Origin of the sequence: Oscillibacter valericigenes (assembly GCF_021531435.1) — a bacterium.
Classification (GTDB): Bacteria; Bacillota; Clostridia; order Oscillospirales; family Oscillospiraceae; genus Oscillibacter; species Oscillibacter valericigenes_B.
On the sequence record NZ_JAFBIS010000005.1, the window covers coordinates 61691 to 84848 of the forward strand.

The following is a 23158-nucleotide window of genomic DNA, read 5'->3' on the forward strand; positions in this document are numbered from 1 at the left end:
GCCATGGCATACGAAAAGCTGTTTACCCCGGGCCGCATCGGTCCGCTGACCATCCGGAACCGGGCGGTCATGTCCCCCATGGGCACGGACTTCGCCGACACCAACGGCAACGCCAGCCCCCGGCTCATCGCCTACTACGCCGAGCGGGCCAAGGGCGGCGTCGGCCTTATCATCAATGAGTACACCGGCGTGGACGACGTGGACTCCATCCCCACCCAGCACAACCTGCGGATGGCCCAGGACTACAACGTCAAGGCCGCCGAGGAGCTGACGGAGACGGTCCACATGTACGGCGCGAAGATTTTCGCTCAGCTCCACCACGGCGGCGCCACCTCCAAGAGCGCTTTCACCGGCCGCCAGAACCTGAGCCCCAGCGGTATCCCCATGACCCCTGCCGGGGAGGTCCCCCGGGAGATGACCCTGGAGGACATCAAGCGGGTGCAGGACAAGTTCATCGCCGCCGCCGTCCGCTGCAAGAAGGCGGGCTATGACGGCGTGGAGCTCCACGCCGCCCACGGATACCTGATGACCCAGTTCCTCAGCGAGTACTATAACCGCCGCACCGATCAATACGGCGGCTCTCTGGAGAACCGCTGCCGCTTCATCGACGAGGTCATCGCGGGCATCCGGGCCAAGCTGGGGAACTACCCCATCTCCGTCCGCATCTGCGGCGACGAGATGACGGACCACCCCGGCTTCTGGAACCTGGAGGGCGGCCTGGCCATCGCCAAGCACCTAGAGGCACAGGGCATCGACTGCATCAACATCTCCAACGGCAGCTCCTGGAACGGCAACGCCAACTGCGAGCCTTTCTCCTATACCCCCGGCTGGAAGAAGCACGTTGCCAAGGCCTTCAAGGAGGCGCTGTCCATCCCCGTCATCGCTACCAACACCATCAAGGACCCGGACTTCGCCGAGCAGCTGCTGGAGGAGGGCGTCAGCGACTTTGTGGCTCTGGGCCGCAGCCAGTTCGCGGACCCCGAGTTCATGAACAAGGCAAAAGCGGGCCATCCGGAAAAAATCCGGAACTGCATCGCCTGCATGTACTGCCGGGAGCGGCTGCTGGGCAATGCCATGCCCGTCCAGTGCTCCCTGAACCCCCGGCTGGGCCGGGAGTACCGCTACCGCTGGCAGGACCTGCAGAAGAACGGCAATGGCCGCAGTGTGGTCGTCGTGGGCGGCGGCCCCGGCGGTCTGGAATGCGCTATTATTCTGGCGAAGCGTGGCTTCGCGGTCACGCTGCTGGAAAAGGGCGACGCCCTGGGCGGCACTCTGAACATCGCCAAGCTGCCTCCCTTCAAGGCCAATCTCCAGGGCACCATCGACGTGCTGGCTTTGGAAGCCCGGGAAGCCGGCGTGGACATCCGGCTGAATACCGAGGCCACCCCGGAACTGGTCAAGTCCATGGCCCCTGTGGGCGTGTTCCTGGCGGTGGGCGCGCCTCCTGTGGTGCCGAAGTCCATCCCCGGCGTCGAAAAGGCGGTGCTGGCGGAGGACGTCATCCTGGGCAAGGCGAAATGTGAGGGAGATGTGGCCCTCATCGGCACAGGTCTCACCGGCCTGGAGTGCGCCGAGATGATTTTGGAGCAGGGCCACAAGCTGACCATGGTGGAGATGAACCCCACTGTGGGCCAGGGCATCTACAATGTGGTGTTCAATGACATTATGAGCCGCATCACGCCCCACAGCCCCACCATCCTCACCAGCCACCAGCTCACAGCTGTCACTGACAGCGGCGCGGAGGTGAAGGATCTGGCCACCGGCGAGACTAAGACCGTCCCCGCTGGGACGGTGGTCCTGGCGCTGGGCACCCGGAACCAGGCGCCCCTGGCAGCGGAGTTCGAGGCCGCGGGCCTGCCTGCTGTTCTGGTGGGCAGCGCCGAGACGCCGGGCCGCATCGCGGGCGCCATCCGCGGCGGTTTTGAGCAGGCCTGGATATTTGACGCGGAATAACATAAAAACGGCTGGAAGCCAATGCTTCCAGCCGTTTTTATGTACTCAGCAGCCGATCAGGGGATTCACATCGCCCTCCGGCGGCACGATGCAAAGGCCCATCAGCTCGCCGTCCCCGGTGTTGCCGAAGTTGTGGCGCATCCCGGCGGGGATGTGGACCCAGGTGCCGAACTCCAGAGGCACCCGCTCCTTGTCGATGAGGAAATAGCCTTCGCCCTTGATGCACACGAACCAGTGGGGCCAGGGGTGGGAGTGGATGCTGCTCTCCGCGCCGGGCTCCAGCGTGAACAGCCGCATCACGTAGTCATCCCAGAAACGGCCGTCGGGGCCAAAGACGATCTTCTTGGTGGAATTTTCAATAAAATGACCGCCGGTCACCACCGGCAGGTCCTGGATATTACCGGAATACTCGCTCATGGGAAGTCCCTCCTCAAACAGCTTTGCCAACAGTATAAAAGCAATCCCAGGGAAATGCAAGGGCCGTTCGCAGGCAAAGGGCCTCTATCCAGGTGGATAGAGGCCCTTTGTTCGGTTATTCGCTTACTTCATGAAGGTGTCGTTGGTCATCTGATCCAGATAGCCCTGATACTTCTCGGCGATCTCGGAGGGAACCAGGTCGCTGATGGCACCGGCGGACAGAACGCCGTTCTGCAGGGTGCCGTAGATGGTCTCGCCGCCGAAGGTACCGTTCTCCACGGCCTCCATGCTCAGACCCACCAGGCCGGAGTTGTCGGTCACCTGGCTGCAGATGATGCACTCGTTCTGGCCCAGAGAGTCGGAGGGCTGGGCAATGTCGTAGACCTTCACGGAGCCGGAGGCGGCGTTGGCCTCGTCGATGGCCTGACGGGCGCCGGAGTCGACGGCGGAGGCGTCGCCGAAGAACACGTCAGCGCCCTGGTCCATCATGGCCTTGGCGAACTCGATGCCCTTATCGGAGGCGGAGAAGGAGTTGGAGTACACGATGTCCAGGGTCTTGACGTCCTTGCCCTCCTGGGCACCGACGTAAGCGGCGGCTTCCTTGTAGCCCTCATACTTGCCCTTGGTGGTGTCCAGCTCCATGCCGCCGATGAAGGCGATGGTGTTGGTCTCGGTCATCAGACCGGCCAGAGCGCCGGCAATCCAGCCGATCTGGGTGGCGTTGGGCAGCAGGGAGGTGACGTTGCTGTTGACGGCCTTGGCGGGAGTGGACTCCGCGCCGTTCAGCAGGGCGAAGGCGATGTCGGGATACTCCTCGGCGGCCTGCAGCACCGCGTCGGTGTACTGGTTGCCGGGGGCGTAGATCAGGTCATAGCCCAGGTCGCAGTAGGAGACGATGTTGTCATAGTAGGCAGACTGGTCGATGCTGTCGGAGTAGGCGGTCTCCCAGCCGTACTTCTCAGCGGCGGCGATCATGGCGTTGTAGCAGGCCATGCCCCAGCCGCCGTCGGAGATACTGGAGTCGCAGATCATGGCGACCTTGTAGGTCTTGCCGGAGTCGGCGGGCTTCTCGGTCTCGGTGGCGGCGGGCTTGTCACCGGAAGCGGCGGGGGCCTCGGTCTTGCCGCCGCCGCAGGCGGCCAGGGACAGGACCATCGCCAGGGTCAGGAGCAGTGCAAACAGTTTTTTCATCTTTTCATTCCTCCAATTCCAGATTTCATGGTGGATGTATGTATAACTGCCATCCGGCGGTTATCCGGGTTAACGCTCCTCGCGGAGATAAGGTTTGCCGACGCCCTTGGGGCCGGCCTTCTTCATGCCGATGACCGCCAGCACCACCACGGTAGCGATGTAGGGGATCATCTGGAAGAACTGGTAGGGCACACCGTAGCTGCTGACCTGGAGCCGGATCTGCAGCGCGTCGCAGAAGCCGAAGAACAGGCACGCCAGCAGCACGCCGCCGGCGCTCCAGCGGCCAAAGATGACGGCGGCCAGGGCGATGAAGCCGCGGCCCGCCACGTTGCCGTCGGTGTAGGTGGTGGTGTAGCAGGTGGTGAGGTAGGCACCGCCCATACCGGCCAGAGCGCCGCAGATGACGCAGGCCACGTACTTCACACCCACCACGTTGATGCCCAGGGTGGCGGCGGCCTTGGGATACTCACCCACGGCCTTGTAGTTCAGGCCGGACTTGGTCTTGTTGAAGTAGATGGCGGTGAAGATCACCAGAGCGTAGGCCAGGTACACCATGGGGGTCTGCTCCAGAAACAGCTTGCCGATGAAGCTGGTGGGGGTGACGCCCAGCATGGAGGCCAGGGAGTTCATCAGCCCCACCTGGACCAGCTCGCTGCCGGCGCCGAAGTAGACGCGGTAGATGAAGGCCGCCAAAGCCGGGGCGAAGATGTTGATGGCCATGCCGTAGACGATCTGCTCCGCGCAGAGGTTGATGGTGGCGTAGGCGTAGATCATGTTGACCAGGATGCCCACCGCCGCGCCGGCCGCCACGCCCAGCAGGGGGCTGCCGGTGATGAGGCTTACCAGGAAGCCACTCAGAGAGCCGATGGCGGCCAGACCCTCCAGGCCGATGTGGACAAGGCCCGCCCGCTGGGAGTACAGCTCCGCCAGGGCCAGGAAGATCAGCGGCGTCGCCATGCGGACGCTGGAGAGGATCACGTTCATCGCAAATTCCATATTACGCGGCCTCCTTCTGCTTTTTGTCGGTCAGACGGCCCAGGAACGCCTTGAACTGGGGCAGCTTCACCATGGCGAGACCCGCCACGGTGAACACGATCACTAAGGCCTGGATGATGTCGGACACGCTGGTGGGGACGCCGGTGGCGGCCTGCATGGTGGTGGAGCCCACCCGCAATGCCGCAAAGAAGATGGCCACCACGATGGTCGCCAGGGGATGGAGCTGGCCGATCAGGGCCATGGCCACGCCGTCGAAGCCGTAGCCGCTGCCGAAGCCGTTGATGAGGCGGAACTGGGTGCCCAGCAGCTCGGCGCTGCCGCCCAGACCCGCGATGGCGCCGGAGACGATGAAACTCATCAGAATGTACCGCTTCACGGCGAAGCCGTTGAACTGGGCCGCCGTCATGTTCAGGCCAACAGCCCGGAGCTGGAAACCCTTGGAGGTGTAGAACAGGAAGTAGTACACCAGCAGGCCCGCCACCAGGGCGAGCACAAAAGCGGTGGTGACCCGGAGGCCGAACAGGCGGCTGAGCTTGGTGGAGTCGGGCACGGACACGGTCTGGGGCACGCTGCCGTCCCGGAGCCAGTTGGTGTACACCACGCCCATGAACAGCGTCGCCACGTAGTTGAGCATGATGGTGATGATCATTTCGTTCTGGCCGCGGTAGACCTTCAAAAGGCCCGCGATCAGGGCCCACAGGCCGCCGGCGACAGCGCCGGCGACGAGGCACAGGAGAATGGCGGGAAGCCCCTCAATGCCGCTCTGGGTGGCGATGTAGCAGCAGACGATGGAGCCCATCAGGAACTGGCCCTCGCCGCCCAGGTTGAACACGCCGCAGCGGTAGGCGAAGCAGGCACACAGGCCGGTGAAAATGAGCGGGGTGGAGCGGGCCAGGGTGGTGCCCACGTTGCGGAGGCTGCCGAAGGCGCCGATCCACAGGGACTGCAGCGCCACAAAGGGATTGGCGCCCAGTATCGCCATAATGACGCAGCCGATGATAAAGGCCAGCAGGATGGAGATGACAGGCACCAGGAAGCTGACCAGCTTACTGCTGTTTTTCATTTTGTTTCCCCCTCCTTACTTGCCGGCCATGGCCAGGCTGACCTCCTCAATGGGAGGATTCTTGCCGGAGAACACGCCCATGACCTGTCCCTCGAACATGACCACGATGCGGTCGGAGACCTCCAGGATCTCGTCAAAGTCGGCGGAGATCAGCAGCACGCCGCAGCCCTTGTCCCGGGCCTCAATCATGGTGTCGTGGACGAAGCGGGTGGCGCCGATGTCCAGGCCCCGGGTGGGGTGGACCGCCACCAGCAGGTCGGGGTGGCCCTCCAGCTCCCGGGCCAGAATGACCTTCTGCTGGTTGCCGCCGGAGAGGTTCCGGGTCTCCTGCTCGATGGAGGTGCAGCGGATGTCGTACTTCTCCTGCATCTTCAGCGCATAGTCCCGGATGGCCTTTTTCTTCAAATGATAGCCCTTGGCACTGGAGAATTCCGGCGAATCCGTGGATTTGAGGACGATGTTGTCCTTAACGGACATATTTCCGATCAGGCCCATCTTGTTCCGGTCCTCGGGGATGTGGGACACGTTTTCCAGGATGAAGCCGTTGGGGGTGAACTGGGCCACCTTGGAGCCCTTCATGTCCACCTCGCCGGCATCGGGAGTCAGCACGCCGGTGACCACCTGGGCCAGCTGGCTCTGTCCGTTGCCGTCCACGCCGGCGATGCCCACGATCTCGCCCCGGCCCACGGTCAGCGAGACACCGTTCAGACCGTTGTGCTTGGACTCCTTGTGGTAATCCACGCCCCGCAGCTGGATGACGGGGCTGCCGGGCTCCTCTACCTTTCCGTAGTGGGAGGGAGCCAGCTCCCGGCCGATCATCAGGTTTGCAAGCTCCTGGCCGTCGGTCTCGGACCGCTCCAGCGTGGTGATGACCTCGCCTGCCCGGAGGATGGTGATGCGGTCGGAAATGCGCAGCACCTCCCGCATCTTGTGGCTGATGAAGATGATGCTCTTGCCCTCTTCCGTCAGCTTCTTCATGATCTTGAACAATCCCTCGACCTCGATGTCCGTCAGGGCGGCGGAGGGTTCGTCCAAAATCAGCAGCTCTGCGCCCCGGTACAGGGCCTTCAGGATCTCCACGCGCTGCTGGGCGCCCACGGCGATCTCCGTGATGGGCTTATCCAGCTCCACGTCCAGGCCGTAGCGCTCCGCCAGCTCCAGAATTTCCTTCTTCCGGGCCTCCTTGTCGATGAAAATACCCTTGGTGTTCCGGTCGCCCAGGATGATGTTCTCGAACACCGTCATGGCCTCCACCAGCATGAAGTGCTGATGTACCATGCCGATGCCCAGCTTGACTGCCTGGGCGGGAGAGTCGATGCGGACTGCCTTGCCGTTCAGGTAGATGGTGCCCTCCGTCGGCTGGTACAGTCCGATGAGCACATTCATCAGCGTGGACTTTCCGGCGCCGTTCTCGCCCAGCAGGGTATGTACCTCGCCCTTGCGGATGCTCAGGTTGATGTCCCTGTTGGCGTAGAAGTCGCCGAACCGTTTGCTGACGTGCTCCATTCTCAGAAATTCGTCCAAAGTTTCAGCCCCCCTCGTTTTTGCCGTGCTGCCCCATGCGGGAAAGCATCAGCTCTTTTTTCTCCTGCAGCGTGTAGACCATGGGCTCCGCCCAGGAATACTGCTGCATAAACACACCTTGATATTGACAGATGGCGTCCTCGTCCCCGTTCATGAAATCCTGAAAATCCGAGTCCGCCAGGTCCATCCGCACCCGGAGGCTGCCCCGGCTGCGCAGGAACATCTCCTCCGCGCCATAGTCCCGCAGGGTGTCCGCCAGCTCCTTGATGGTGCGGCGGTAGCCCGCGCCGTCGGCGTCCTCGCCCCACAGGTTTTCCACGATCTCGTGGATGGACACCGGCCGTCCCTCCCGGTAGACGCACAGGGCCATCAGCTCCTTGGCCTTGCCGGAGCGGAAACGCACCGGTTCCCCGTCCACCAGCATATCGAATGCGCCGAAGGTGTGGAAGTAAATGCGCTTGCGCTGCCGCCTGCGCAGCAGCTTGGCCCGCTCCATCACGTCGGCAATGTCCTCCCGGTCAAAGGGCTTGAAGATCATGTAATCCGCCTTCATCTTCAGCGCCTCCACCGCGAATTTCGGGTGGGCGGTGGCAAAGACGATGATGATGTCGTTCCGCAGGCGCCGCAGCTCCTGAGCCAGCTCGATGCCGTTCATGCCCGGCATGTCGATGTCCAGCAGGGCGAAGTCCACCACATGGCCGGAGGCATACTCAATGGCTTCGTTGGGGTCTGTGAATTTGCCCACGATCTCAAAATCCGGCATGTCGGTGCACTTGAGCTCAAATAACTGCAGGTCCAGCAGCATATCATCTACCAGGATGGTTTTCAATCTGCGGTCACCTCCGCTATACAGTTTGATTGTAACAAATGAAGCGTACGGAAACCGTACGCTTCATGGGAGAAAAAGTCAGGGATCTTCACTTTTTTCCTGTTTTCCGTAGATCAGGATCACTTTTGTGCCCACTCCCGGGAAGCTGGCGATCCGCAGTTCGCAGCCGGGGAACCGGGCCATTCGCCGCCGCACGTTCTCAAGGCCGATGGAGCCCTGGCTGTGGGCGGCCTCCAGGTCGAAGCCAACGCCGTCGTCGTCCACCGTGACCCGCCAGCAGTCCAGCAGCTCCTCCAGCTTCAGCGTCACCGTTCCGCCGCCCACCTTGGGCTTGATGCCGTGGAGAATGGCGTTTTCCACAACGGGCTGGATGGTCAGCAGGGGGATCTGGAAATCCGCCTCCGGGATGTCGTAGACCATGCGGAGCCGGTCGCCAAGCTGCTGCTGGTTGATGTCCGCGTAGGCCCGGACAGCCCGCAGCTCTTCCCGGAAGGAGCCCACGCCGCCGTTTGCGGTGACGGAGTCCAGGCTGAAGCGCAGGTAGCGGGAGAAGTCGCCCGCCATCTTGTAGGCCGCGTCCGGCTTCAGGACGATGAGGGCCTGGAGGGAGTTCAGGGTGTGGTAGAAAAAGTGGGAGCGGATCTGGCTCAGCAGCATATTGCCCTGCTCGTATTCCAGCTGCTCCTGGAGCCGCTGGATCTCCTTCTGGGATTTTTCCACTTTCATCTGCCGCAGCCGCTCCGCGTAATAGACCCCCGCCGCCGCCAGCAGAGCCACCAGCAGGCTCACCGCCACGCCCAGCCAGAGGTCGCTGCGCCGGTACCAGGGCCGCAGGGAGGCCATGGACACCGTCCAGACGGAGTTGAACAGCGTCTGGTCATAGTCCACGGTCTCGCAGCCCTCCGGCAGGGGGGTGTCCGTTTCCAGAATGACCTGCTTCTGGCCGTCGTCGGGGTTGATGCGCCAGATCTGACAGGCAAAGCCCTGCTCGTTGACCCGCTCGATGGAACTGCCGGACAGCGCGTCCGGGAAATCCAGGGTCACGGAGACGATGCCCCAGAAGGTGGAACCTCCGTTTTCATCCTCCAGAAACACCGGCAGCCGCCCGGCGATGCCGAGACCGCCCTGGATCAGCTCAAAGGGGCCAGCGATATACAAATCCTTTTTCGCGATGGCGGCCTGAGCCTCCTTGTTGCCGGCGCCGTCCTCATACATGTTCAGCCCGATGACCGCCTCGTTGCCCGCCAGGGGAAAGACGCCCTCCACAATGCCGCCGGGGGCAAAGAGGACGTTCCGCACACACTCCTCCCGGAGCAGGATGTCAGCGATTTTTTCAAAGCCCTCGTAGGAGCCGCCGGTCTGCCGCAGGTATGCCTCCAGCACCCGGGTCTTGCTCATTTCGGAGAGCATGAACTCATAGGTCTCCGAGCCGAGGGAGCTGGCGATGTAGCCCATCCGGTCCCGCTCCAACTGGAGGCGGCTGACTTCCATGTACCCGGTCAGCACCAGTCCGGCCAGCAGCGCAATTACAAAGGACAAACAGGCCTGCCTGACTGCCGGCCTTCTGCGCGGCTGCTGTTCCATCGTTCGGCCCCCCTTTCACCTGTTTTTTTAAGCATACGATATTTAGGGTAATAATGCAAGAAAACGGGCCGTGTTTTCACACGGCCCGTGAGAAAAACATCTTTATGCTTCCACGTTTTCTCCACCCCGGATGCGCCGGATGGTCTCCGGCAGGTTTTCCTGGTGCAGCTCCGCCGCCCTGAAGTGCAGCAGCGCGAAATTCAGGTTGAACAGTGTGCCCACGCCCACGGCGGTGATGACGGTGCCGATGCCCACCTGACCGCCCAGCCGCCAGCCAACAAAAATGGCGATCAGCTCCACCACGGCCCGGCAGAAGCCCACGGACCGCCCGGTCTTGCGGGCCAGCACCACCATCAGCGCGTCCCGGGGGCCGGAGCCCAGGGCACTTTTCATGTACATCCAGGTGCCGACAGCCAGCAGCTCCATGCCCGCCAGCAGCATGATGAGGCCGGACCACAGGCTTTCCATTTGGGGGATCCAGCCCAGGTACAGCAGTACATCAATAAAAACCGGGCAGACAAAGATGTTTGCCAGTGTCCCGATGCCGAAGCTCTCACCGCAGAGCACGGCGACGGCAATGACCGCCGCGCCGACGATCATGGCGGCGGTGCCGTAGGTGATGCCGAAGAAGATCGACATGCCGTTTTGCAGCACGCTCCACGGCTCCAGCCCCACATTGGCCTGGAGCATCATGGTGATGCCCACCGCGCTGACCATCAGACCGCCTGTCAGAATCAGCAGGCGGCGTCCATATTCCCGAACCATCTCAAAACTCCTCATCCAAAAGTGCGGCCGTCCCCGGCGGCCGCCGCTGTGTTTCGCTGTTTCATCCTATCCGAAAACCGGCCGGAGCGTTTCTCCGGACATGCCGGTTTTCATTTTTCAAACAGCTTTTTATTATTATAAAGAGGAAGCAGGCTCGCACCTGCTTCCCGTATGGGTCCCTCAAGCCTCTTCCTGCGCCTCAGCGTGGACGTTCTTCAGCTGCGACAGGTAGCGGTACACGCTGGCCTGGGAGCAGTGGAGCCCCGCGGCCACGTCCTTGACGGCGCCTTTCAAAAGGAAGATGCCGTTGCTCTCCAGAGCGGCGATGATCTTCAGCCGTTCATCGGAGGTCAGCCGCTCGGCGGTCACGCCCAGGGCCTCCAGCTCCCGATTGATGGCGTCCGCCGCCACCGCCTCGGTGGAATTGCGGAACTTCTCCGGAGAGGAACGGACGGCGGATACGGCGCCGGGCTCCTCCGGCTCCAGCGGCTGCAGCACATCCTCCACGAAAATGTCCGGATGGCACAGCCCCATGATCTGGTTGCTGATGGCCCGGTAGCGGCTGTCATCAAAATTGATGCAGAGCATCCCGATGAGGCGGCCGTTCTGCTTGATGAACATGGTGTTGGACCGCAGGTCCTTGCCGTTGACGGAGACCCCATAGTAATGCAGGCGGTAATCCGAGGTCTCATAGCTCTTGTCCCGCAGGATGCTCAGCGCCACATTGGTCAGGGGGGCGCCGATTTCCCGGCCGCTGACATGGTTGTTGGCGATGGCGATGATGGAGCGGTTTTTATCTGTCAGGTCGTGGAGCGCGACCTCGTAATCCGGGCCTAAAGCCTGCCCGAGAAATTCTGTCAGCTTCACGTAGTGCTGCAGCAGCGCGTTGGTGACATTCGCCATAGGAGCACCTCTTTTCATGTAGTTCGCCTGTGAGTTTACATCATTATATATAGAAATAAAAACTTTGTCAAAAGAAAAAATTATTATATTGCTAATAAAAAGTTTTCGCACATTGCGTTGGAAACTTTATGGACATTTGACACAAAATTAAAGCTTTTAAAATGGCTATACGTACAAAGTGCATAGTTTCTACTTGACAAAATTTTTTCATTCTGATAAAGTTATCTCGTCAAAAAATGAGAGGAGGCGTTTTGCGATGAAAACCATCATCAGTACGAGCCAGGCACCCGCTGCCATCGGTCCGTACGCCCAGGCTGTTGAAACCAACGGACTGGTCATCACCTCCGGGCAGCTGCCCATCGATCCCGCCACCGGGGCATTCCCCGAGGGGATCCAGGCGCAGACCCGGCAGTCCCTGACCAATGTCAAGGCCATCCTCACCGAGGCCGGCACCGACATGGATCATGTACTGAAGACCACCGTGTTCCTCAGCGACATGAACAATTTCGCCGCTATGAACGAAGTCTATGCCACCTTCTTTACGGAAGGCAGCTATCCTTCCCGGTCCGCCGTGGAAGTGGCCCGCCTGCCCAAGGACGCGCTGGTGGAGATCGAGGTCATCGCCGCGAAGTAAGCATTCCCCAAAACCCATCAACCCTTGTGAATGATACTGTCCGCTAGGCGCAAGGCGGGATCTGGGAAGCCCGCCCTTCGACGACCGGGGTATCTCCAAAAAAAATCAAGGCGCCAAGCGCCGAATATGGAGGTAAAGTATTATGTCTAAAGAGTATCCGCTGAACGTTCCCGCCCCCCATCATTTTACCTTTGCTGTCCGTGACCTGCCCGAGGTCACTGTTGAGCAGCGTGAGCGTGCCCTGAAGGCCACCCACTACAACGAGTTCGCTTTCCCCTCCGGCATGCTGACCGTCGATATGCTGTCCGACTCCGGCACCACCGCCATGACCAACCATCAGTGGGCCTCCCTGTTCCTGGGCGACGAGGCTTACGGCCGCAACACCGGCTACTATGTCCTGCTGGACACCTTCCGCGACATTTTCGAGCGCGGCGGCGAGAAGAACTGGAAGAAGATCATCGACCTGGTCCGCACCGACTGCCGTGACGTGGAGAAGATGATGGACGAGGTCTACCTCTGCGAGTATGAGGGTGGCCTGTTCAACGGCGGCGCCGCGCAGATGGAGCGTCCCAACGCCTTCATCATCCAGCAGGGCCGTGCCGCTGAGTCCGTCCTGATGGAGATCGTGAAGAAGATCCTGGCCCAGCGTCATCCCGGCAAGGTCTTCACCATTCCCTCCAACGGCCACTTCGACACCACCGAGGGCAACATCAAGCAGATGGGTTCCGTGCCCCGCAACCTGTACAACAAGACCCTGCTGTACGAGGTTCCCGAGGGCGGCAAGTACGAGAAGAACCCGTTCAAGGGCAACATGGACACCGAGAAGCTGGAAGAGCTGATCCAGGCCGTGGGTCCCGAGAATGTGCCCCTGGTGTTCACCTGCATCACCAACAACCCCGTCTGCGGCCAGGCCGTCGCCATGGCCAACCTGCGGGCCACCTCCGAGATCGCCCACAAGTACAACATCCCCTACATCCTGGACGCCGCCCGCTGGGCCGAGAACGCCTACTTCATCAAGATGAACGAGCCCGGCTACGAGGATAAGTCCATCGCCGAGATCGCCACCGAGATGTTCTCCTACTGCGACGGCTTCACCATGTCCGCCAAGAAGGACGGCCACGCCAACATGGGCGGCATGCTGGCCTTCCGCGACAAGGGCCTGTTCTGGAAGAACTTCTCCGACTTCAACGAGGACGGCACCGTCAAGACCGACGTGGGCGTTCTGCTGAAGGTGAAGCAGATCTCCTGCTACGGCAACGACTCCTACGGCGGCATGAGCGGCCGCGACATCATGGCTCTGGCCGTGGGTCTGTATGAGTCCTGCAACTTCAACTATCTGGACGAGCGCGTGAAGCAGTGCGAGTACCTGGCTCAGGGCTTCTACAAGGCCGGTGTCAAGGGCGTCGTTCTGCCCGCCGGCGGCCATGCCGTGTACATCAACATGACCGAGTTCTTCGACGGCAAGCGCGGCCATGATACCTTCGCCGGCCAGGGCTTCTCTCTGGAGCTGATCCGCCGCTACGGTATCCGTGTCTCCGAGCTGGGCGACTACTCCATGGAGTATGACCTGAAGACTCCCGAGCAGCAGGCCGAGGTCGCCAACGTGGTCCGCTTCGCCATCGACCGCAGCCGCCTGACCCAGGAGCACCTGGACTATGTCATCGCCGCTGTCAAGGCCCTGTACGAGGACCGCGAGAACATCCCCAACATGCGCATTGTCTGGGGCCACAACCTGCCCATGCGTCACTTCCACGCCTTCCTCGAGCCCTATCCCAACGAGGAGAAGTAAGAGGCGCTGTGCGGCAAGCGTGAACGGTACTGTTTGAAGACAGTGTGGGCACGCAAGCAAAATTCTGCGTAACCTGTGCCGCGTGGAAAGAGCGCAGGAACGTAAGTGTGTGTAAAAGCGGCGCCCGCGAAAACTGAATATGTTTTCGCGGGCGCCGCAAATTATTGAGATAAGAGAAGGAGTGTCAAACGCATGAGTAATCAGACTCTGGAAAAGCGCGACGGATTCCAGAGCAAATGGGGCTTTATTCTGGCCTGCATTGGCTCCGCCGTTGGCATGGGCAACATCTGGCGCTTCCCCATCATGGTCTCCAAGTTCGGCGGCCTGACTTTCCTGATTCCCTATTTCATTTTCGTCGTCCTGATCGGCGCCTCCGGCGTTATGGAGGAGTTCGCCCTCGGCCGTTGGGCCGGTGCCGGTCCTGTCGGCGCTTTCGGTAAGTGCACCGAAGAGCGCACCGGCAAGAAGGGTGCTGGCGAGGCCATCGGTGCCATTCCCATCATCGGCTCCCTGATGCTGGCTATCGGCTACACCGTGGTCCTGGGCTGGATCTTCAAGTATTGCTGGATGGGCATTTCCGGCAGCCTGTATGCCCTGGGCACTGATATGGGCAGCATCGGCGGCGCTTTCGGCGCTACCGCTCCCGAAGCCGCTACCCTGGGCGAGGCCGTCGGTATGATGGCCAGCAACGGCTTCTTCGGCATCGGCAACGGCGTGTGGCAGCTCATCGGTCTGGTGGTCTCCCTGATCATCATGGCTCTGGGCGTTGCCGGCGGCATTGAGAAGGCCAACAAGGTCATGATGCCCCTGCTGTTCGGCCTGTTCGTGGTCCTGGGCATTTACATCGCCTTCCTGCCCGGCGCTTCCGACGGCTACCGCTACATCTTCACCCTGCAGCCCGCCGGCCTGCTGAATCCCCAGGTTTGGGTCTTCGCGTTCGGCCAGGCGTTCTTCTCCCTGTCCATCGCCGGCAACGGCTCCGTGATCTACGGCTCTTACCTGAGCAAGAGCGAGGACATCCCCAGCTCCGCCCGCAACGTGGCCCTGTTCGATACCATCGCCGCTCTGCTGGCTGCTTTCGTCATTCTGCCCGCCATGGCCGCGGGTGGCGTGGAGCCCTCCTCCGGCGGCCCCGGCCTGATGTTCGTCTACCTGGTCAACGTGTTCAACGGCATGACCGGCGGCCGTATCGTCGGCATGATCTTCTTCATCTGTGTGCTGTTCGCCGGCGTCAGCTCCATCGTGAACCTGTATGAGGCTCCCGTGGCCTTCCTGCAGGAGAAGCTGCACCTGAACCGTGTTCCCTCCGTGGCGATCATCGGCGTCATCGGCGCTATCGTCTCCGTCGTGATCCAGCCCTGGACCTCTCAGTGGATGGACGTTGTCTCCATTTACATCTGCCCCCTGGGCGCTCTGCTGGCCGGCATCATGTTCTTCTGGGTCCTCAAGAAAGAGACCGCTCTGGGCGCTGTCCACGATGGCCGCGCTGCTGGCAAGAAGGACATCGGCAGCTGGTTCTATCCCCTGGGCAAGTGGGTGTACTGCATCGCTGCCCTGGCCGCTCTGGTCCTCGGCGCGGCGTTCGGCGGTATCGGCTAAGCCAGAAAACAAACTTTCCTTTCTTAAACAGGACTCCCGCGGCATTTGCCGCGGGAGTCCTGTTTTGCTATTAGTCAAATTAAAGTAATTTGATCAGGATGGTAACGATACCCAAAATGGTCAGCACCACGCCTACCACCCGGTTCAGCCGGGTGATCTCGCAGCGGTTGGCGAACTTGGCGGAGACATAGGCGCCGAAAAGACAGGCCAGCACCGTCACCGCCATGGGCAGGGGCTGAATAGCCGCGCCCATGCAGAAGTGGCTCACCGTGCCGGTGAGGGCCACCACCGCCATGATCATCGTGCTGGTGCCCACCGCCACCTTCAGATTGTAGCCCAGCACCACCGTGAACACCGTCAGCATCAAAATGCCGCCGCCGCTGCCGGTGAAGCCGCAGACCCAGCCGATGCCGCAGCCCAGGAACATGGCCAGGGCTGTTTTCTTCGGAGACAGCAGACTTTTGCCGTCGGCCGCGTCCGCGCCTTTGGTAATGGGCTTCAGCAGGAATTTGATGCCGAGAAAAATCGTTGTCGCCATGGAGAGGTACCCCAGTCCGTCCGGCTGGGCCTGGCTGAACAGGTATCCGCAGTAGCTGCCGATCACGGCGCCGAAGAATGCGGTGATAGTGACGAGCGTGCCGTTTTTCAGGTCGATATTTTTATTTTTGTAGTATGTATAGGCGGAAAGGGTGCTGGCCAGCACGTCGGAGGCCAGCGCCACCGTTACCGCGTCATAGCTGACCCAGCCACACAGACTGACCAGTACGGGCGTGATGACCACCGCGGCGGAAAGCCCCGCCAGCCCTGTGACGACGCCGGCGCCCAGCCCGGCGAGTATATACGCGATCCAAATCATAGGAGAACACCTCTTCTGTTTCTTTCTCCGCAGTCTGCCGCTTGACAGCGGGCAAAGCAGATTATATGATACAGATGTCGCATTGACAACGGATAATTATTCTGAAAATGCTGTGAATGCGACAGTTTTGACAAAAATGTATCGTTTATTTTGTGAACTTTTTTAGGTGAGCTTGCATGGAAAAAGAAAATCAGCGGATCACACTCAGCAAACGGCTTTTGAAGGAGGCGTTGCTGCGCCTGCTCACCCGCAAACAATTGGACCAGATCACTGTCAGTGAGCTGTGCGGGGAGGCGTCCATCAACCGCGCCACCTTTTACCGCCATTACGGGACGCCACGGGATGTATTGAAGGACATTGAATGGGATTGCTCCCGGGAGCTACGGAGCACGATGATCAAGCCTAGAACGATGGCGGATATCAGAAAAGTCACGGAGCATATCTGCGTTTATCTGTATGACCACGCCGACCTGGTGAAGATCCTGCTTCGCTGCTATACGGACGAGGAGGTCGTCAGGGAGATCAACGACAGCGTCTGGGAGCTGCGGGAGGAGATCGAGGGAATGCCCCGGATGGACGAGGATACCTGGAAACTGACCAGTGCCTGCATCGGCTTCGGCACATACCACCTGATCCGGCGGTGGATGACGGAAGACATCCCGAAAACGCCCCAGGAGGTGGCGGAGCTGGTGCTTGCCATCACGGACCTGCGGAAGCTGTATGCGCCCGAATCCGGGAGTATCCGATAAAGGAGGGAGCGGTGTGCCGGATTTTTGCTGCTGTAAACTGGAGATTTTTATTCCCGAGACCCATCTGGAGCCGCTGCGGAAGGCGCTGCTGTCAGTGGACGCGGGGCACATCGGGAAATACGACGGCTGCCTGTCATACAGCCGGGTGACCGGCTGCTGGCGGCCTTTGGAGGGGACGAACCCCTATATCGGCACCAAGGGAGAATTTTGCGCCGAGCCGGAGCTGAAAGTGGAAGTGACCTGCCGGACGGAGCGGGTGGAGGAGACGCTGCGAGCTGTCAAAGCCATCCACCCCTACGAAGAGCCGGTCATCAACGTCATCCCCCTGTACCGCACGGGGCTGTGACCCAAGGAGAGAACACATGAAACACATCCTGATCTTATCCGACACCCACGGCCTGCTCCGGGAGGAGGTCAAGGCTCTGCTGGCCCAGGCGGACGTGGTCATCCACGCTGGGGACATCAATACCCCGGCCATCGTGGACGCCCTGCGCCGGTGCGGGGAGAGCTACATCGTCCGGGGCAACAACGACAAGGATTGGGCGGTGGACCTGCCCCACAGCCTGACCTTCACGGTGGAGGGCGTTCGCTTTTTCCTCGTCCACAACAAAAAGGACGTGCCCAAGGACCTGTCCGGTGTGGACGTGGTGGTGTTCGGCCATTCCCATAAATACGAGGAGCGGGAGGAAAACGGCGTGCTGTGGCTGAACCCCGGCAGCTGCGGACGGCGGCGCTTCCACCAGGAGATCACCCTCTGCCGCATGGAGGCGGGGGATGGCCGCTTCCGGGTGGAAAAGTGCCTGATCCCCCATGAGGGAGCGTGACGACATGCGGATCATCATTTCGCCCGCCAAGAAAATGCAGGTGGACACCGACAGCCTGCCCATCCAGGCTCTGCCGGATTTCCTCCCGGAGACGGAGCGGCTGCTGACCGCCCTGCGGGCCATGAGCCCCAAAGAATTACAGACCCTCTGGAAATGCAATGACGCCATCGCCGCCCTGAACGTGGAGCGGTTGGCGGACATGGACCTGCGCAGCGGCCTGACACCGGCCATTTTGTCCTATGAGGGTATCCAGTACCAGTACATGGCTCCCGGCGTGTTTGAAGCGGGGCAATACGACTTCATTCAGGAGCGCCTGCGTATCGTCTCTGGGTTTTACGGCCTGCTGCGGCCCTTCGACGGCGTGACGCCCTACCGGCTGGAGATGCAGGCGAAGCTGGCGGTGGACGGCTGCAAAGACCTGTACGCCTTCTGGGGCGGTAAGCTGGCCCGGCGGCTGGCGGAGGAGACGGACTTTGTGCTGGACCTGGCCTCCAGGGAGTACAGCCGGGCGGTGGAGCCTTACCTCCCGAAAACCGTCCGCCTGGCCCGCTGCACCTTCGGCGAGCGGCAGGGGAGTAAGATCGTGGAAAAGGGCACCATGTGCAAGATGGCCCGGGGCCAGATGGTCCGCTGGCTGGCGGAAAACAACGTCACGAAAGCGGTGGACATCCGGGAATTTCACGACCTGGGATACCATTACGACCCGGCGGAGTCCGGGGAAAATCACTGTGTTTTCATAAAAGGAGCGTAAACAATGGCGGAATTTCTGGAATTTGACGGCGGTTTTGCGCCGGATATTGAAGCAATGGACCGGGAGGAACTGCAAGCCTGTCTGCAGGAGGTGCGGGAGCGCATCGCGGACCTGGACGAGCGGGAACCGGCGGACATGAACAGTGAGGAATACGAGGCCTGGGGTGAGCGCCATGAGGAGCTGGAGGACCTGGCCGACGAGATCATGGACCGGCTGGAAGAATCATTCGGATAATGGAAAGAGGGGGAGACGATGCAGATCGTATTGAAGCGCGGCGGCCTGACGGCACTGGCGGACACCATGGGCGGCGAGTTGGTCTCTCTGCGGGACGCGGCGGGGACGGAGTATATCTGGGAAGGCGACCCGGCCTATTGGAGCGGCCGGAACCCCATTTTGTTCCCCATCGTGGGCGGCTTGAAGGATGGCACGGTGCGCATCGGCGGAAAGCCTTATCAGATGGACCGCCATGGCTTCGCCCGGCGGATGGAGTTTTCCGTGGTCGGACAGGGAGACGACTATGCGGAGATGGAACTGGGGGAGACGGCGGAGACGCTGGCCCGGTATCCCTTCCCGTTTTCCCTGCGGGTGCGGCACCAGTTGACTGAAGACGGCTTTTTCACCCAGTTCCGGGTGATGAACACGGGGACGGCCCCCATGCCCTTCTGCATCGGCGGCCACACCGCTTTCCGCTGTCCGCTGGCGGAGGGGGAGAAGTTCGAGGATTACCGCCTGGTGTTCGACAGAGCGGAGGATACCCACTCCATTCTGCCGGGGCCCGGCGGCTGCCTGTGCCATGACAAGCCCGGCCCGGCTCTGACCGGCACGGACATCCGCCTGGACCACCAGATCTTCGACCAGGTGGATACCCTGATCTACGATGGCCTGCGGTCCAAAACCGTCTCCTTACGCCATGACGCAACGGGCAGGGGCGTCCGGGTGGACTTTTCGGAGTTCCCCATGGTGGCCTTCTGGACCATGCCGGGGGTGCGGGCGCCGTACATCTGCATCGAACCCTGGCAGGGCTGCGCCGCCGTGGACAATGAGAGCGGCGACTTTACGGATAAGCCCCACTGCGCCGTTCTGGGACCGGGAGAGAGCAAGTGCCTGCGTTATACCGTCTCACTTCTGAAGTAACAGCAGCCGCCTCCGCGCAAGCGGAGGCGGTTTTTTGTGGATTTTCTTGCAACCACGGCGGCGGGCTGGTATACTTTTTCTATCCTGCCCCGCTGGAGCGCGGGAGATCGGAGGAAAGTTATGAAGGATGCCAAAACGCTGGCATATATCAACCTGTTCGCCGTATTGGGCGCCATCCCCTATCTCTGCGACCTGGACAAGGAGGCCGCGGAGCTGATCAAAGGTAAGTCCGTCTCCGTGGGCTTTGCCGTCAAGGACGGCCCCGAAGCCACACTGTTTTTCGGAAGCGGCAAGTGCCGCATGGCCCCCGGCGTGGACCGCTGCCAGGTGAAGCTGCCCTTCTCCTCCTGCGAGAAGTTCAACGGCCTCATCGACGGCACCGTGACGCCCATCCCCAGCAAGGGCTTTACGAAAATCGGTTTCCTCACCGGCCCCTTCACCAAGCTGACGGACCGGCTGACGATGTTCCTGAAGTCGGACCCGGCGGCGCTGGAGGACCCGGAGTTCTTCCGCGTCTCCACCACGCTGATGTTCCACGTCATCGCGGAGGCCATCGCCCAGATCGCCAACCACGACAAGGTGGGCATGTTCTCCGCCTCTAACATCGTGGACGGCACGGCCAAGCTGTCCATTGCCGGCGGCCCCGCCGCCGCCCTGTGCTGCCGGGACCACCGCATCACGGCGGTCCATCAGGCTCCCGCAGAGTATCTTTCCTACATGGAATTTCAGGACATGGCCCTGGCCCGCGCCCTGTTTGACGGGAACGTGAACGCCATCTCCGCCGTGGGCCTGGGGCAGGTCCGTATCGGCGGACAGATCAGCCAGGTGGACAACATCAACCGCATCCTGGACCGGGTGGCGGTGTATCTGGCGTAAGGAGGGACGGACATGAACATCAACGACTATTCCAAGAGCCGGGAGGCATACCTCCGGGCCTGTAAGGTGATCCCCTCCGGCATCTACGGACACCAGGGCCCCGCCGAGGGCTGCTACACCCCCGTGGAGGCGTGGCCCCTGTTTTCCGACCGTGCCCAGGGCAGCTACTTCTGGGATGTGGACGGCAACCGCTTCATCGACTACATGTGCGGCTACGGCCCTAATATCCTGGGCTATCACGACCCGGATGTGGATGAGGCTGCCCGCAAGCAGCGGGAGAAGGAGGACTGCGTCACCATCCCCTCCACCAAAATGATCGACTTCGCGGAGCTGCTGGTGGATACCGTGGCCTGCGCAGACTGGGCCTTCTTCGCCAAGAACGGCAACGATGTCACCACCCTGGCGGTCCTTACCGCCCGGGCCTACACCCGCCGCAAAAAAATCGTGTTCTTCAAGGGCTATTACCACGGCGTCGCCCCTTGGACCCAGAAGCTGGATTACTCCGGCATTCTGGAGGAGGACGTCATGCACAACCTCTATGTGGACTGGAACGACTTCGACGCGTTGGCGGAGCTGTTTGACCGCTACAAGGGGGAGATCGCCGCCGTCATCGGCCAGCCTTATATGCACGGCAATTTCAAGGACAACGAGCTGCCTGCCGACGGCTTCTGGCAGAAGGTCCGCAAGCTCTGCACCGACAACGGCACCGTCCTCATCGTGGACGATGTCCGGGCGGGCTGGCGCATCGACCTCCAGGGCAGCGACCACTATTTCGGCTTTGAAGCGGACCTCATCTGCTTCTGCAAGGCCCTGGCCAACGGCTACAACGTCTCCGCCCTCTGCGGTAAGGAATTCCTGAAAAACGCCGTCTCCGGGCTTAGCTACACCGGCAGCTACTGGATGTCCGCCGTGCCCTTCGCCGCCGGCATCGCCTGCATCGAGAAGATGAAGAAACTGGATTTGCCCAAGATACTGAACGAAAAGGGCAAGAAACTGTGCGATGGCCTGGTTGACGCCGGACAAAAGTACGGTTTTGACCTCCGGGTGAGCGGAATGCCCAGCCTGTTCTATCTGCGGTTGGCGGACGACCCCAGCCTGATGCTCCACCAGGAGTGGATCGCCGAGTGTGTGAAACGGGGCGTGTTTTTCACCACCCACCATAACCACTTCATCAACTACGCCCTGTCTGACGAGGACATTGCCCAGACCGTCGCCGTGGCGGAGGAAGCGTTTGATGTGGTGCGTAAGCGCCATCCCCTGTAAAAAATCTCTGCAAAAAACCGCCCGCGGATCTTTCCGCGGGCGGTTTTTCACAGTTCCGTATATTTGGCGGCGCTGCCCCGGGCTTTTTCCACTGGGTACTTGGCCTCGTTTTTATCGACTTTTTCGTTCATGATCTCGTCCAGGTCCAGTCCGCAGACGTCCGCCATCAGAATACAGTAGCTCAGCACGTCCGCCAGTTCTTCCTTGACCTTATCCAGCTTGTCCCTGCACTCCAGGTCCGTACCGCTCCACTGAAACACCTCCAGCAGCTCGGCGGCCTCTAGACTCATGGAAATGGCCAGGTCCTTCGGCGTGTGGAACTGCCGCCAGTCCCGGTCGTCCCGGAATTTCAGGACACGCTGTATGGTCTCGACTCTCAGCATGGCAGTTCCTCCTTATGCCCGGACTGCCCACCGCAGCTTGGTGGATTTGGCCCGTGGATTGCGGTAGCACTCCTCCGCTGACGGCCGGGTGACGTCCTCGGAGATTTCACTGTAAACGCCCTCCCGCAGGTGCTGCTTGAAGGCTTTTTTCACCAGCCGGTCCTCTCCGGAGTGGAAGGTCAGTACCGCGACCCTGCCGCCGCTATTCAATACAGTGGGCAATTTATCTAAGAAAGTGTACAAAACTTCGAATTCGCTGTTCACGTCGATGCGAAGCGCCTGGAAAGTCCGCTGGCAGGATTTTTTGACCGCCTCCTTCCGCTCGGCAGGCGGCAGGAAGGAGAGGGCACCCTCAATGATAGAGGCCAGCTGCTTTGTGGTATCCACGCTGCCGCCCCGCTGGTATACCCGCATGACGGCCTTGGCGATGCGGCTGGCATAGGGCTCGTCGGCGTTTTCTACCAGCATGGCGGCAAGCTCCTCCTCGTCCAGCTCCCGCAGGCGCTCTGCCGCGGACACGCCGGAGGTGGGGTCCAGCCGCAGGTCTAGGGGGCCGTCGTACTTGAAGGTGAAGCCCCGCTCCGGGTCGTCAATCTGCATGGAGGAGACGCCCAGATCCGCCAGCACGAAATCGAATTTTTCACCCGGCGCCACCTGGTCCACCTGGGCGAAGTTCATCCGCCGGATGGTGAGGATGTCGGACCCATAGCCCGCGGCCTCCAGCCGTGCCCGGGTCTTTTCGGACTCGATGGGGTCCACATCGGTAGCGTAAAGATGGCCCTGCCCCTCCAGCTTTTCCAGCATCTTCCGGGTGTGGCCGCCGTAGCCCAGGGTGGCGTCGTACCCTACCTGTCCCGGCTGAATATCCAGTACCTCCAGAATTTCATTCACCATGATGGGGATGTGCATTCCGGCGGGGGTTTTTCCGCTTTGGATGATCTTCTCCACATCAGCGCCGTACTTTTCCGGATCCAGTTCCTTATATTTTTCCCGGAAGGCGCGGGGATGGGTGCCCTTGTAGCGGACGCGCCGCTTATGCTCCTGTTCCATGGGGTTCAACTCCTTTTTGCATATG

At 61.1% G+C, this 23158-nt stretch carries 24 protein-coding genes; 12 read left to right on the top strand and 12 right to left on the bottom strand.

Annotation, left to right across the window (positions count from 1 at the left end):
- The first annotated feature begins 3 nt into the window (after positions 1 to 3).
- Complete coding sequence (locus JQM68_RS04250) at positions 4 to 1953, top strand: oxidoreductase (RefSeq protein ID WP_235221681.1); 1950 nt, start codon at positions 4 to 6, stop codon at positions 1951 to 1953.
- Positions 1954 to 1998: 45 nt separating this feature from the next.
- Here JQM68_RS04250 and JQM68_RS04255 read toward each other — a convergent pair whose 3' ends face one another.
- The 9 genes from JQM68_RS04255 to JQM68_RS04295 form a co-directional block, all read right to left on the bottom strand.
- Positions 1999 to 2370, bottom strand: coding sequence for a cupin domain-containing protein (locus JQM68_RS04255; protein ID WP_235221682.1), 372 nt, complete (start codon positions 2368 to 2370; stop codon positions 1999 to 2001).
- 123 nt (positions 2371 to 2493) lie between these two features.
- Positions 2494 to 3561 carry a BMP family protein gene (locus tag JQM68_RS04260; protein WP_235221683.1) on the bottom strand — a complete coding sequence of 356 codons (1068 nt, stop codon included), beginning with the start codon at positions 3559 to 3561 and terminating at the stop codon, positions 2494 to 2496.
- 69 nt (positions 3562 to 3630) lie between these two features.
- Positions 3631 to 4557, bottom strand: coding sequence for an ABC transporter permease (locus JQM68_RS04265; protein WP_235221685.1), 927 nt, complete (start codon positions 4555 to 4557; stop codon positions 3631 to 3633).
- 1 nt (position 4558) lies between these two features.
- Positions 4559 to 5620 (bottom strand): ABC transporter permease, encoded by a 1062-nt coding sequence (locus tag JQM68_RS04270; RefSeq protein WP_235221686.1) that lies wholly within the window; start codon positions 5618 to 5620, stop codon positions 4559 to 4561.
- Between the two features lie 15 nt (positions 5621 to 5635).
- Positions 5636 to 7144, bottom strand: a complete 1509-nt coding sequence (locus tag JQM68_RS04275) for an ABC transporter ATP-binding protein (RefSeq protein WP_235221688.1) — start codon at positions 7142 to 7144, stop codon at positions 5636 to 5638.
- A 4-nt stretch (positions 7145 to 7148) separates the two neighbouring features.
- The gene (locus tag JQM68_RS04280) at positions 7149 to 7973 is read right to left on the bottom strand and encodes a response regulator (protein ID WP_235221690.1); all 825 of its coding nucleotides are present in this window, start codon (positions 7971 to 7973) and stop codon (positions 7149 to 7151) included.
- Positions 7974 to 8051: 78 nt separating this feature from the next.
- A complete protein-coding gene (locus JQM68_RS04285; RefSeq protein WP_235221691.1) occupies positions 8052 to 9512 on the bottom strand; it encodes a histidine kinase in 1461 nt (486 codons plus the stop codon).
- Positions 9513 to 9659: 147 nt separating this feature from the next.
- Positions 9660 to 10322: a YczE/YyaS/YitT family protein gene (locus JQM68_RS04290; RefSeq protein WP_235221693.1), complete on the bottom strand. Its 663-nt coding sequence runs from the start codon at positions 10320 to 10322 to the stop codon at positions 9660 to 9662.
- Between the two features lie 180 nt (positions 10323 to 10502).
- Positions 10503 to 11225, bottom strand: coding sequence for a helix-turn-helix transcriptional regulator (locus JQM68_RS04295; protein WP_235221694.1), 723 nt, complete (start codon positions 11223 to 11225; stop codon positions 10503 to 10505).
- 256 nt (positions 11226 to 11481) lie between these two features.
- Between JQM68_RS04295 and JQM68_RS04300 the strand changes: the two genes are divergently transcribed.
- The 3 genes from JQM68_RS04300 to JQM68_RS04310 all read left to right on the top strand — a co-directional run bounded on the left by JQM68_RS04300 (position 11482) and on the right by JQM68_RS04310 (position 15247).
- On the top strand, positions 11482 to 11859 hold the full coding sequence (locus JQM68_RS04300; protein ID WP_235221695.1) for a RidA family protein: 378 nt from the start codon (positions 11482 to 11484) through the stop codon (positions 11857 to 11859).
- 142 nt (positions 11860 to 12001) lie between these two features.
- The gene (locus JQM68_RS04305; protein WP_235221696.1) at positions 12002 to 13648 is read left to right on the top strand and encodes a tryptophanase; all 1647 of its coding nucleotides are present in this window, start codon (positions 12002 to 12004) and stop codon (positions 13646 to 13648) included.
- A 192-nt stretch (positions 13649 to 13840) separates the two neighbouring features.
- Complete coding sequence (locus tag JQM68_RS04310; RefSeq protein WP_235221697.1) at positions 13841 to 15247, top strand: sodium-dependent transporter; 1407 nt, start codon at positions 13841 to 13843, stop codon at positions 15245 to 15247.
- Positions 15248 to 15326: 79 nt separating this feature from the next.
- Here JQM68_RS04310 and JQM68_RS04315 read toward each other — a convergent pair whose 3' ends face one another.
- Positions 15327 to 16103: a sulfite exporter TauE/SafE family protein gene (locus JQM68_RS04315; RefSeq protein WP_235221698.1), complete on the bottom strand. Its 777-nt coding sequence runs from the start codon at positions 16101 to 16103 to the stop codon at positions 15327 to 15329.
- Positions 16104 to 16279: 176 nt separating this feature from the next.
- On the opposite strand from JQM68_RS04315, the gene JQM68_RS04320 reads away from it, so the two are divergent.
- The 8 genes from JQM68_RS04320 (at position 16280) to JQM68_RS04355 (ending at position 21700) form a co-directional block, all read left to right on the top strand.
- A complete protein-coding gene (locus JQM68_RS04320; RefSeq protein WP_235221699.1) occupies positions 16280 to 16852 on the top strand; it encodes a TetR/AcrR family transcriptional regulator in 573 nt (190 codons plus the stop codon).
- Positions 16824 to 17198: a divalent cation tolerance protein CutA gene (cutA, locus tag JQM68_RS04325; protein ID WP_235221700.1), complete on the top strand. Its 375-nt coding sequence runs from the start codon at positions 16824 to 16826 to the stop codon at positions 17196 to 17198. Before JQM68_RS04320 ends, cutA begins: the two co-directional genes overlap by 29 nt.
- A 16-nt stretch (positions 17199 to 17214) precedes the next feature.
- Positions 17215 to 17676, top strand: coding sequence for a metallophosphoesterase family protein (locus JQM68_RS04330; RefSeq protein ID WP_235221702.1), 462 nt, complete (start codon positions 17215 to 17217; stop codon positions 17674 to 17676).
- A 4-nt stretch (positions 17677 to 17680) separates the two neighbouring features.
- A complete protein-coding gene (gene yaaA / locus JQM68_RS04335; RefSeq protein ID WP_235221703.1) occupies positions 17681 to 18427 on the top strand; it encodes a peroxide stress protein YaaA in 747 nt (248 codons plus the stop codon).
- A 3-nt stretch (positions 18428 to 18430) separates the two neighbouring features.
- Positions 18431 to 18661, top strand: coding sequence for a hypothetical protein (locus tag JQM68_RS04340; protein WP_235221705.1), 231 nt, complete (start codon positions 18431 to 18433; stop codon positions 18659 to 18661).
- An 18-nt stretch (positions 18662 to 18679) separates the two neighbouring features.
- Positions 18680 to 19561: an aldose 1-epimerase family protein gene (locus JQM68_RS04345; protein WP_235221706.1), complete on the top strand. Its 882-nt coding sequence runs from the start codon at positions 18680 to 18682 to the stop codon at positions 19559 to 19561.
- A 120-nt stretch (positions 19562 to 19681) separates the two neighbouring features.
- Positions 19682 to 20437 (top strand): hypothetical protein, encoded by a 756-nt coding sequence (locus tag JQM68_RS04350; protein WP_235221707.1) that lies wholly within the window; start codon positions 19682 to 19684, stop codon positions 20435 to 20437.
- Between the two features lie 12 nt (positions 20438 to 20449).
- Positions 20450 to 21700 (top strand): aminotransferase class III-fold pyridoxal phosphate-dependent enzyme, encoded by a 1251-nt coding sequence (locus tag JQM68_RS04355; RefSeq protein WP_235221708.1) that lies wholly within the window; start codon positions 20450 to 20452, stop codon positions 21698 to 21700.
- A gap of 47 nt (positions 21701 to 21747) precedes the next feature.
- Here the strand turns inward: JQM68_RS04355 and JQM68_RS04360 are convergent, their stop codons facing one another.
- Both JQM68_RS04360 and rsmH read right to left on the bottom strand, forming a co-directional pair.
- Positions 21748 to 22083, bottom strand: coding sequence for a nucleotide pyrophosphohydrolase (locus JQM68_RS04360; protein WP_412758453.1), 336 nt, complete (start codon positions 22081 to 22083; stop codon positions 21748 to 21750).
- 12 nt (positions 22084 to 22095) lie between these two features.
- Positions 22096 to 23133 carry a 16S rRNA (cytosine(1402)-N(4))-methyltransferase RsmH gene (rsmH, locus tag JQM68_RS04365; protein ID WP_235221709.1) on the bottom strand — a complete coding sequence of 346 codons (1038 nt, stop codon included), beginning with the start codon at positions 23131 to 23133 and terminating at the stop codon, positions 22096 to 22098.
- Between the last annotated feature and the right edge of the window lie 25 nt (positions 23134 to 23158).

Bases quoted from the DNA above. Each gene is read 5' to 3' on its own strand.
- JQM68_RS04250 (WP_235221681.1), top strand. From the start codon at position 4: ATGGCATACGAAAAGCTGTTTACCCCGGGCCGCATCGGTCCGCTGACC.
- JQM68_RS04255 (WP_235221682.1), bottom strand. From the start codon at position 2,370: ATGAGCGAGTATTCCGGTAATATCCAGGACCTGCCGGTGGTGACCGGC.
- JQM68_RS04260 (WP_235221683.1), bottom strand. From the start codon at position 3,561: ATGAAAAAACTGTTTGCACTGCTCCTGACCCTGGCGATGGTCCTGTCC.
- JQM68_RS04265 (WP_235221685.1), bottom strand. From the start codon at position 4,557: ATGGAATTTGCGATGAACGTGATCCTCTCCAGCGTCCGCATGGCGACG.
- JQM68_RS04270 (WP_235221686.1), bottom strand. From the start codon at position 5,620: ATGAAAAACAGCAGTAAGCTGGTCAGCTTCCTGGTGCCTGTCATCTCC.
- JQM68_RS04290 (WP_235221693.1), bottom strand. From the start codon at position 10,322: ATGGTTCGGGAATATGGACGCCGCCTGCTGATTCTGACAGGCGGTCTG.
- JQM68_RS04295 (WP_235221694.1), bottom strand. From the start codon at position 11,225: ATGGCGAATGTCACCAACGCGCTGCTGCAGCACTACGTGAAGCTGACA.
- JQM68_RS04300 (WP_235221695.1), top strand. From the start codon at position 11,482: ATGAAAACCATCATCAGTACGAGCCAGGCACCCGCTGCCATCGGTCCG.
- JQM68_RS04305 (WP_235221696.1), top strand. From the start codon at position 12,002: ATGTCTAAAGAGTATCCGCTGAACGTTCCCGCCCCCCATCATTTTACC.
- JQM68_RS04310 (WP_235221697.1), top strand. From the start codon at position 13,841: ATGAGTAATCAGACTCTGGAAAAGCGCGACGGATTCCAGAGCAAATGG.
- JQM68_RS04315 (WP_235221698.1), bottom strand. From the start codon at position 16,103: ATGATTTGGATCGCGTATATACTCGCCGGGCTGGGCGCCGGCGTCGTC.
- JQM68_RS04320 (WP_235221699.1), top strand. From the start codon at position 16,280: ATGGAAAAAGAAAATCAGCGGATCACACTCAGCAAACGGCTTTTGAAG.
- cutA (WP_235221700.1), top strand. From the start codon at position 16,824: ATGCGCCCGAATCCGGGAGTATCCGATAAAGGAGGGAGCGGTGTGCCG.
- JQM68_RS04330 (WP_235221702.1), top strand. From the start codon at position 17,215: ATGAAACACATCCTGATCTTATCCGACACCCACGGCCTGCTCCGGGAG.
- yaaA (WP_235221703.1), top strand. From the start codon at position 17,681: ATGCGGATCATCATTTCGCCCGCCAAGAAAATGCAGGTGGACACCGAC.
- JQM68_RS04340 (WP_235221705.1), top strand. From the start codon at position 18,431: ATGGCGGAATTTCTGGAATTTGACGGCGGTTTTGCGCCGGATATTGAA.
- JQM68_RS04345 (WP_235221706.1), top strand. From the start codon at position 18,680: ATGCAGATCGTATTGAAGCGCGGCGGCCTGACGGCACTGGCGGACACC.
- JQM68_RS04350 (WP_235221707.1), top strand. From the start codon at position 19,682: ATGAAGGATGCCAAAACGCTGGCATATATCAACCTGTTCGCCGTATTG.
- JQM68_RS04355 (WP_235221708.1), top strand. From the start codon at position 20,450: ATGAACATCAACGACTATTCCAAGAGCCGGGAGGCATACCTCCGGGCC.
- JQM68_RS04360 (WP_412758453.1), bottom strand. From the start codon at position 22,083: ATGCTGAGAGTCGAGACCATACAGCGTGTCCTGAAATTCCGGGACGAC.
- rsmH (WP_235221709.1), bottom strand. From the start codon at position 23,133: ATGGAACAGGAGCATAAGCGGCGCGTCCGCTACAAGGGCACCCATCCC.